Origin of the sequence: Buttiauxella agrestis ATCC 33320 (genome assembly GCF_000735355.1) — a bacterium.
GTDB lineage: Bacteria > Pseudomonadota > Gammaproteobacteria > Enterobacterales > Enterobacteriaceae > Buttiauxella > Buttiauxella agrestis.
The window spans coordinates 22,846-30,715 of the sequence record NZ_JMPI01000066.1; the positions used below are offsets into that span (position 1 = coordinate 22,846).

Consider the following 7,870-nt stretch of genomic DNA (forward strand, 5'->3'; position numbering starts at 1 on the left):
ACCCTCCAATCCGTATAACTACACTCTGAAATTTCGACTCAAACAGATGAAAAAACCATGATGAATGATTCACTCTGCCGCATTATTGCCAGCGAGCTTAAGGCCAAAGATGAACAGGTTGAAGCCGCCGTTCGCCTGCTCGATGAAGGGAATACCGTGCCGTTTATTGCACGCTATCGTAAGGAAGTCACTGGCGGTCTGGATGACACGCAACTGCGTCAGCTGGAAACTCGTCTGGGCTATCTGCGCGAATTAGAAGACCGCCGTCAGACAATCCTCAAGTCCATTACCGAACAAGGTAAAATGAGTGACGAGCTTGCCGCGGCCATCAATGGCACGCTGAGTAAAACCGAGCTTGAAGACCTCTATTTGCCGTATAAGCAAAAGCGCCGTACTCGCGGGCAAATTGCTATCGAAGCAGGTCTGGAACCACTGGCCGAACTGTTATGGAACGACCCTTCCCACACGCCAGAAGAAGCCGCTGCAAGTTACGTTGACGCCGACAAAGGCGTTGCTGATACCAAAGCCGCACTGGATGGCGCTCGCTACATTCTGATGGAACGTTTTGCCGAAGACGCGGCATTGCTCGCGAAAGTGCGTAACTATTTATGGAAGAACGCGCACCTGGTTGCCAAAGTTGTTGCGGGTAAAGAGGAAGAAGGTGCGAAATTCCGTGACTACTTCGACCATCACGAACCGATTGCTACCGTCCCGTCACACCGCGCCCTCGCCATGTTCCGTGGTCGTAATGAAGGCATTTTACAGCTCGCGCTAAATGCCGACCCGCAGCACGATGAACCACCGCGTGAAAGCTATTGCGAACAGCTCATTATTGACCACCTCGGCTTGCGCCTGAACAATGCTCCGGCGGATGCCTGGCGCCGTGCAGTAGTGAGCTGGACCTGGCGTATCAAAGTGCTGATGCACCTCGAAACCGAACTGATGGGCACCGTGCGCGAACGCGCCGAAGACGAAGCGATTAACGTGTTCGCCCGTAACATGCATGATTTGCTGATGGCCGCCCCTGCTGGCCTGCGCGCGACAATGGGTCTCGATCCGGGCCTGCGTACCGGCGTAAAAGTCGCCGTGGTGGATTCCACCGGTAAACTGGTCGCCACCGATACTATTTACCCGCACACCGGGCAAGCTGCGAAAGCGGCGGTCGCTGTTGCGGCACTTTGCGAGAAGCACAACGTAGAATTAGTGGCTATCGGCAACGGCACGGCATCGCGTGAAACCGAACGTTTCTTCCTTGATGTGCAGGCGCAGTTCCCGAAAGTCACCGCGCAGAAAGTGATTGTCAGTGAAGCGGGTGCATCGGTGTATTCAGCATCTGAGCTGGCAGCACTGGAATTCCCGGATCTCGATGTTTCAATTCGTGGCGCAGTGTCGATTGCTCGTCGCCTGCAAGATCCATTGGCAGAGCTGGTGAAAATCGACCCGAAATCTATCGGTGTCGGCCAGTATCAGCACGATGTTAGCCAGTCTCAGTTAGCGAAAAAACTTGATGCCGTAGTCGAAGACTGCGTAAACGCCGTGGGCGTTGATCTGAATACCGCGTCGGTCCCGTTGTTAACTCGCGTAGCGGGCTTAACACGCATGATGGCGCAGAACATCGTGAACTGGCGCGACGAAAATGGCCGTTTCCAGAACCGCCAGCAACTGCTGAAAGTCAGTCGTTTAGGGCCGAAAGCGTTCGAGCAATGCGCGGGCTTCCTGCGTATTAACCACGGCGATAACCCGCTGGATGCTTCCACCGTTCACCCGGAAGCGTACCCGATTGTTGAGCGCATTCTGGCGGCAACCGAGCAAGCATTGCAGGATTTGATGGGCAATGGTGAAGCACTGCGCGGCCTAAGCCCACGCGATTTCACCGATGAACGTTTTGGTGTGCCAACGGTGACTGACATCATCAAAGAGTTGGAAAAACCAGGCCGTGACCCGCGCCCGGAATTCAAAACCGCGAAGTTTGCTGATGGCGTAGAAACCATGAACGACCTTCAGCCTGGCATGGTGCTGGAAGGCGCTGTCACCAACGTGACTAACTTTGGCGCGTTTGTGGACATCGGTGTGCATCAGGATGGCTTAGTCCACATTTCCTCGCTTTCAGACAAATTCATCGACGACCCGCATAAAGTGGTGAAAGCCGGTGATATCGTCAAAGTGAAAGTGATGGAAGTGGATATGTCGCGTAAGCGCATTGCACTGACTATGCGTCTGGATGAGCAACCTGGCGAGTCCAACCGCCGTGGTTCCGCACCGCGCGAGCAAACTGAACGCCGCCCGACACAGCAACAAAAACCGCGCGGACGTGATAACGCCAGCAGCAGTAATGCAGGTAACAGTGCGATGGGTGATGCGCTGGCTGCGGCATTTAAAAAGCGCTAATCATTGATGAACAAATCCCCCCTCTCACACTCAATAGCGAGAGGGGGGATTTCTCTGGTTCCCGATTCAGCACAATTTGTTTGTTTTAACCTGGCATGGTCTAAATAACATTTCGTTATCACCCTAACCAGTTCATCCCAATTAGATTAAGTTTGCGGTAGATCAATTTCCGCAACACTTTAAAAACAGCACCAATATTTATCAAATCTGTAACAGATGAAATATCCAGACAACATTAACGAAGGTTAATTAATAAAACTACGCATTTACTAAAAACACAACCCACTGTTAATTATTAATTTTTTATAAAAACCTCACCAGGCACCACGAAAAAATAATAAACAACCGCGCTGTGGAAAATAATCTAAACGACTTATTCATCACAAAAATAATTATTGAAGACGGAAACCATTCTCATTATCATTGATTTGTTCGTTATTTCTCCTTTATCCAACGAAAACTCTCGTTAGCATAAATACCAGAGCGCAGCTCTAAGTAGGTCCTATGCAATTCTTGCCAAGTAGTGCGTGGAAAATTACCGGCTTTGCCAGCGAAATTAGCCCGTCATATCGCCAGAAATTATTATCGCTCGGTATGTTGCCCGGCTCTTCATTCAACGTTGTACGTGTCGCGCCATTAGGCGACCCGATTCATATTCAAACACGTCGCGTCAGTCTGGTATTACGCAAAAAAGATCTCGAACTACTGCACGTTGAAGCCATTGCCTGATTGGCGGGGTGAGCGCTCGCGCTCGTTGCTATTTTCTTTAAGTTCACGAAAAAAATGAAAAAATTAACTATCGGCTTAATCGGTAACCCTAACTCCGGGAAAACCACGTTATTCAACCAACTCACCGGCTCACGCCAACGAGTGGGTAACTGGGCGGGCGTTACCGTAGAACGTAAAGAAGGTCAGTTTTCAACGCTGGCGCATCAGGTCACATTGGTCGACTTGCCGGGTACTTACTCGCTGACCACCATTTCATCGCAAACTTCTCTGGATGAACAAATTGCCTGTCACTACATTTTGAGTGGTGAAGCAGACTTACTGATAAACGTCGTCGACGCCTCCAACCTTGAGCGCAACCTGTACCTGACGCTGCAATTGCTGGAACTCGGCATTCCGTGTGTCGTCGCGCTCAACATGCTCGACATCGCCGAAAAGCAGGACATTCGCATTGATATTGATGCGCTTGCTGCACGCCTGGGCTGCCCGGTTGTGCCACTGGTTTCGACCCGCGCGCGTGGTATGGAAGGGCTGAAGCTGGCCATCGACCGCCGCCTGCCAAACACGCATACCGATTTAGTGCTTTACCCACCAAGACTGCTTGAAGAGGCCGATAATCTTGCCGCGCAAATGCCTGTCGATATGTCTGCCCAACAGCGTCGTTGGTTAGCACTGCAAATGCTGGAAGGCGATATCTATAGCCGTGAATATGCAGGCCACGCCGCCGATAAACTGGATACCATTCGTGCCCAACTGGCCGAAGAAAACGAAGATCCGGCGCTGCTGATTGCCGATGCGCGTTACCAAACCATTGCCGCGATTTGTGACTCCATCAGCAACAGTCTGACCGCCGAACCACATCGTTTAACGGCAATGATGGATAAAATCATCCTGAACCGATTCCTCGGTTTGCCTGTTTTCCTGCTGGTGATGTACGTGATGTTCTTGCTGGCGATTAACATCGGCGGCGCATTACAGCCTATTTTCGACGGCGGTTCAGCGGCCATCTTTATCCACGGTATTCAGTGGATTGGCGCCACCCTGCACTTCCCAAGCTGGCTGACGATTTTCTTAGCCCAGGGGATTGGCGGCGGTATCAACACCGTGCTACCACTGGTGCCGCAAATCGGCATGATGTACCTGTTCCTTTCGTTCCTTGAAGACTCCGGTTACATGGCCCGTGCGGCATTCGTTATGGACCGCCTGATGCAATCCCTCGGCTTGCCGGGTAAATCATTCGTGCCATTGATTGTCGGCTTCGGTTGTAACGTGCCGTCGGTAATGGGTGCGCGTACGCTGGATGCCCCGCGTGAACGCCTGATGACCATCATGATGGCGCCGTTTATGTCATGCGGTGCACGTCTGGCGATTTTTGCGGTGTTTGCCGCCGCGTTCTTCGGCCAGGAAGGCGCGTTAGTCGTCTTCTCGCTCTATATTCTCGGCATCGTGATGGCGATCCTTACCGGCCTGATGCTCAAACACACCATCATGCGCGGTGAAGCAACGCCGTTTGTGATGGAACTGCCGGTCTATCACGTCCCGCATCTGAAAAGTCTGTTACTGCAAACCTGGCAGCGCCTGAAAGGGTTCGTGCTGCGTGCCGGTAAAGTGATCGTGATTGTGAGTATTTTCATTGGCGCACTGAACAGCTTCTCGTTTAGCGGCAAAGAAGTCGACAACATCAACGACTCGGCGCTGGCCTCCGTAAGCCGCGTGCTGACGCCGTTGTTGCAGCCGATTGGTGTCCACGAAGATAACTGGCAAGCGACCGTTGGCCTGTTCACCGGGGCAATGGCAAAAGAAGTGGTTGTCGGTACGTTGAACACGTTATACACCGCTGAAGATATGCACGAAGAACCGTTTGATGCGGCAAGCTTCAGCCTGACCGATGAATTAGGTGCCGCCGCAGGCGAAACCTGGCAGAGTCTGAAAGACACCTTCAGCCTGAGCGTGTTGGCCAACCCAATCGAAGCCAGTAAAGGCGACGGCGAGATGGCAAGCGGTGCGATGGGCGTTATGAGCAGCAAATTTGGCAGCCCGGCTGCGGCCTACAGCTACCTGATTTTTGTTCTGCTCTATATCCCATGTATTTCGGTGATGGGTGCCGTTGCCCGTGAATCCAGCCGTGGCTGGATGATGTTCTCGGTGCTGTGGGGGCTGAACATCGCTTACTCACTGTCCACGCTTTACTACCAGACGGTAACGTTTAGCGCTCATCCTAAGTACAGCCTGGTCTGTATTCTCGCGGTGGTGTTGTTCAACGTGTTGTTGATTGGTGGTTTGCGCAAGGCGCGCAGCCGTGTGGATGTCAGCCTGATGACGACCCGTAAAACAGTCGAAGCGGCCTGCTGTAAAAACACCGCTGGCGATTGCCACTAAGGAGAAGGTATGGCGAGTTTAATTGAGGTTCGTGATGCACTGGCGCTGCAAGGGCGACTGGATGCGACGCAAATTAGCCAACAGCTCGCCACGCCGTTGCCGTTGGTGAACGCCATGCTGAGTCGCCTTGAAGCCATGGGCAAAGCGATGCGTATCACCGAAGACCCGAGTGATTGCCTGACTGGCAGCTGTAAAAGCTGCCCGGAAGGTAAGAAATGTATACGGGAAGTGTGGGCGCTGCGGGCATAAGATTTTTAAAGGGTGGATGACGCCTGGGGCTTATCCACTCTACAAAACTCTTCAATTACCCGGCAAAATTCCTGCGGGTGCGAAATAAACGGTGCATGAGCCGCTTTCGGGAAAATCACCGCCTCGCTTTGCGACCAACGTTCATCCAGCAAACCGGCAATTTTTCGCGGTACCAGCCCATCTAAATGCCCATATAAACGCAAGAATGGCACGTCAAGATGGCTCAACGGCTCACGTAAATCTTCCGTTTTCAGGATTTCCAGCCCCCCGTTTAACACCTCCACACTCGGCATCGGCTGCTCGAGAACAACCGCCTTCAGACGGCGAGCATCCTGGCGTGCGGTTTCCGTGCCCAGGGTTTGCAGCGCAAGAAAACGCTCAACCGTGCGCTGAAAATCTTCACTGAGCTGTTGCTGGAAATTCGCCAGCACTTCCGGTTTGATCCCCGGCCATTCATCGTTTGCAGCAAAACAGGGCGACGAGGCAACCGTGACCAACCCTTTTACGCGCTGCGGATGGCTGAGTGCAATCCGGCTGGCCACCAGCCCGCCTAAACTCCAGCCCAGCCAAATCGCCTGCTCTGGCGCTTGCGCCAATACTTGCGTAGCCATCTCCTCAAGCGTCAGTGCGCCGAAATTCTGGCTGCGGCCATAGCCCGGCAAATCGACAAGATGAAGACGAAAATGCGAGCCGAGTTCCTCGCAAATGCAATGCCACACTTCCGCGTTCAGTCCCCATCCGTGCAGCAGCACAAGATCGTCTTTTCCTTCACCTTTTGTCTGCCACCAAAGCGTGCTCATCAGTTACTGTTCTCATTTTTCTACGCAAGGAAGCGAACATGCTAACAATCCCAGGGCTGTGTTGGCTATGCCAGATGCCTCTCGCATGCGCACATTGGGGCGTTTGTTCATGCTGTGCCAAAGCGTTACCCGCGCCACCGCCGTGCTGTCCGCGCTGTGGATTACCCTGCGCTAACATACACTCACCCTGCGGGCGTTGCCTGCAACAGCCACCCTTCTGGGATTCTATGGTGTTCGTCACGGATTATTGCCTGCCGCTCAATCGGCTCATCCAGCGATTTAAATTTAATGCCACCGTTGCGCTGGCACAGGCTTTGGCACGTTTGTTATTGCTTAAGGTTCTTTCCACAAGACACCAGAAACCCGACTGTATTGTGTCCGTTCCGCTGCATTTAGGCCGCGCCTGGCGTCGTGGATTTAACCAAAGTGATCTGCTGGCAAATCACCTTTCTCGCTGGCTGCAATGTGACTATTTTCCCAAGGGAATCAGCCGAATCCGCGCAACGCAAACCCAGCGTCAGCTCAACGCACGAAGGCGGCGAAATAACCTTAAAGGTGCTTTCAGGGTTGATTTTCCGGTAGCAGGCCGCCATATAATTATTGTGGATGATGTCGTCACGACGGGCAGTACGGTGGCGGAAATTGCGCGGCTGCTGAAAAAGCAGGGCGCGGCGACTATCCAGGTGTGGTGCCTTTGTCGAACCTTGTAGACCCTCGATGATGGGCGTATTATAACCGACTAAAATAGTCAACTATTGAGCAATCGTTATGATCCGTATTTCCGATACAGCACAATCCCACTTTGCCAAACTGCTGGCAGGTCAGGAAGAAGGGACGCAAATTCGCGTATTCGTCATCAATCCTGGTACTCCTAATGCGGAGTGCGGGGTGTCTTACTGTCCGCCGGATGCGGTAGAAGCGTCAGATACTGCCCTGAAATTCGAGCAGTTGACCGCGTATGTTGATGAACTGAGCGCACCTTATCTTGAAGACGCCGAAATTGATTTTGTTACCGACCAACTCGGCTCACAGCTCACGCTGAAAGCACCAAACGCTAAAATGCGTAAAGTGTCCGACGACGCGCCGCTGATGGAACGCGTTGAATACATGCTGCAAGCGACGGTTAACCCACAGTTGGCAGGCCACGGCGGCCGTGTGACGCTAATGGAAATTACTGACGAAGGTTTTGCAATTCTGCAATTTGGCGGCGGTTGTAACGGCTGTTCAATGGTCGACGTGACCCTGAAAGAAGGCATCGAAAAACAATTGCTGGCAGAGTTCCCGGAATTGAAAGGCGTTCGTGATTTGACCGAACACCAGCGCGGCGA

At 52.7% G+C, this 7,870-nt stretch carries 7 protein-coding genes; 6 read left to right on the forward strand and 1 reads right to left on the reverse strand.

The window, feature by feature from the left end:
• Positions 1 to 57: 57 nt before the first annotated feature.
• The 4 genes from GBAG_RS18920 to feoC all read left to right on the forward strand — a co-directional run bounded on the left by GBAG_RS18920 (position 58) and on the right by feoC (position 5,742).
• Complete coding sequence (locus GBAG_RS18920; RefSeq protein WP_034499157.1) at positions 58 to 2,388, forward strand: Tex family protein; 2,331 nt, start codon at positions 58 to 60, stop codon at positions 2,386 to 2,388.
• Between the two features lie 504 nt (positions 2,389 to 2,892).
• Positions 2,893 to 3,117 carry a ferrous iron transporter A gene (gene feoA, locus GBAG_RS18925; RefSeq protein WP_034499160.1) on the forward strand — a complete coding sequence of 75 codons (225 nt, stop codon included), beginning with the start codon at positions 2,893 to 2,895 and terminating at the stop codon, positions 3,115 to 3,117.
• 54 nt (positions 3,118 to 3,171) lie between these two features.
• Entirely contained in the window at positions 3,172 to 5,493 is a 2,322-nt protein-coding gene (feoB, locus tag GBAG_RS18930; RefSeq protein WP_034499162.1) for a Fe(2+) transporter permease subunit FeoB, read from the forward strand.
• A gap of 9 nt (positions 5,494 to 5,502) precedes the next feature.
• A complete protein-coding gene (feoC, locus tag GBAG_RS18935; protein WP_034499164.1) occupies positions 5,503 to 5,742 on the forward strand; it encodes a [Fe-S]-dependent transcriptional repressor FeoC in 240 nt (79 codons plus the stop codon).
• Between the two features lie 5 nt (positions 5,743 to 5,747).
• On the opposite strand, the gene bioH is transcribed toward feoC, so the two are convergent.
• Entirely contained in the window at positions 5,748 to 6,542 is a 795-nt protein-coding gene (gene bioH, locus GBAG_RS18940) for a pimeloyl-ACP methyl ester esterase BioH (protein ID WP_034499166.1), read from the reverse strand.
• A gap of 38 nt (positions 6,543 to 6,580) precedes the next feature.
• Between bioH and gntX the strand changes: the two genes are divergently transcribed.
• Entirely contained in the window at positions 6,581 to 7,252 is a 672-nt protein-coding gene (gene gntX, locus GBAG_RS18945; protein ID WP_034499168.1) for a DNA utilization protein GntX, read from the forward strand.
• Between the two features lie 58 nt (positions 7,253 to 7,310).
• Positions 7,311 to 7,870, forward strand: a 560-nt coding sequence (gene nfuA / locus GBAG_RS18950) for a Fe-S biogenesis protein NfuA (protein WP_034499169.1), incomplete at its 3' end; no start/stop codon positions are given.

Bases quoted from the DNA above. Each gene is read 5' to 3' on its own strand.
- bioH (WP_034499166.1), bottom strand. From the start codon at position 6,542: ATGAGCACGCTTTGGTGGCAGACAAAAGGTGAAGGAAAAGACGATCTT.
- GBAG_RS18920 (WP_034499157.1), top strand. From the start codon at position 58: ATGATGAATGATTCACTCTGCCGCATTATTGCCAGCGAGCTTAAGGCC.
- feoB (WP_034499162.1), top strand. From the start codon at position 3,172: ATGAAAAAATTAACTATCGGCTTAATCGGTAACCCTAACTCCGGGAAA.
- gntX (WP_034499168.1), top strand. From the start codon at position 6,581: ATGCTAACAATCCCAGGGCTGTGTTGGCTATGCCAGATGCCTCTCGCA.
- feoC (WP_034499164.1), top strand. From the start codon at position 5,503: ATGGCGAGTTTAATTGAGGTTCGTGATGCACTGGCGCTGCAAGGGCGA.
- feoA (WP_034499160.1), top strand. From the start codon at position 2,893: ATGCAATTCTTGCCAAGTAGTGCGTGGAAAATTACCGGCTTTGCCAGC.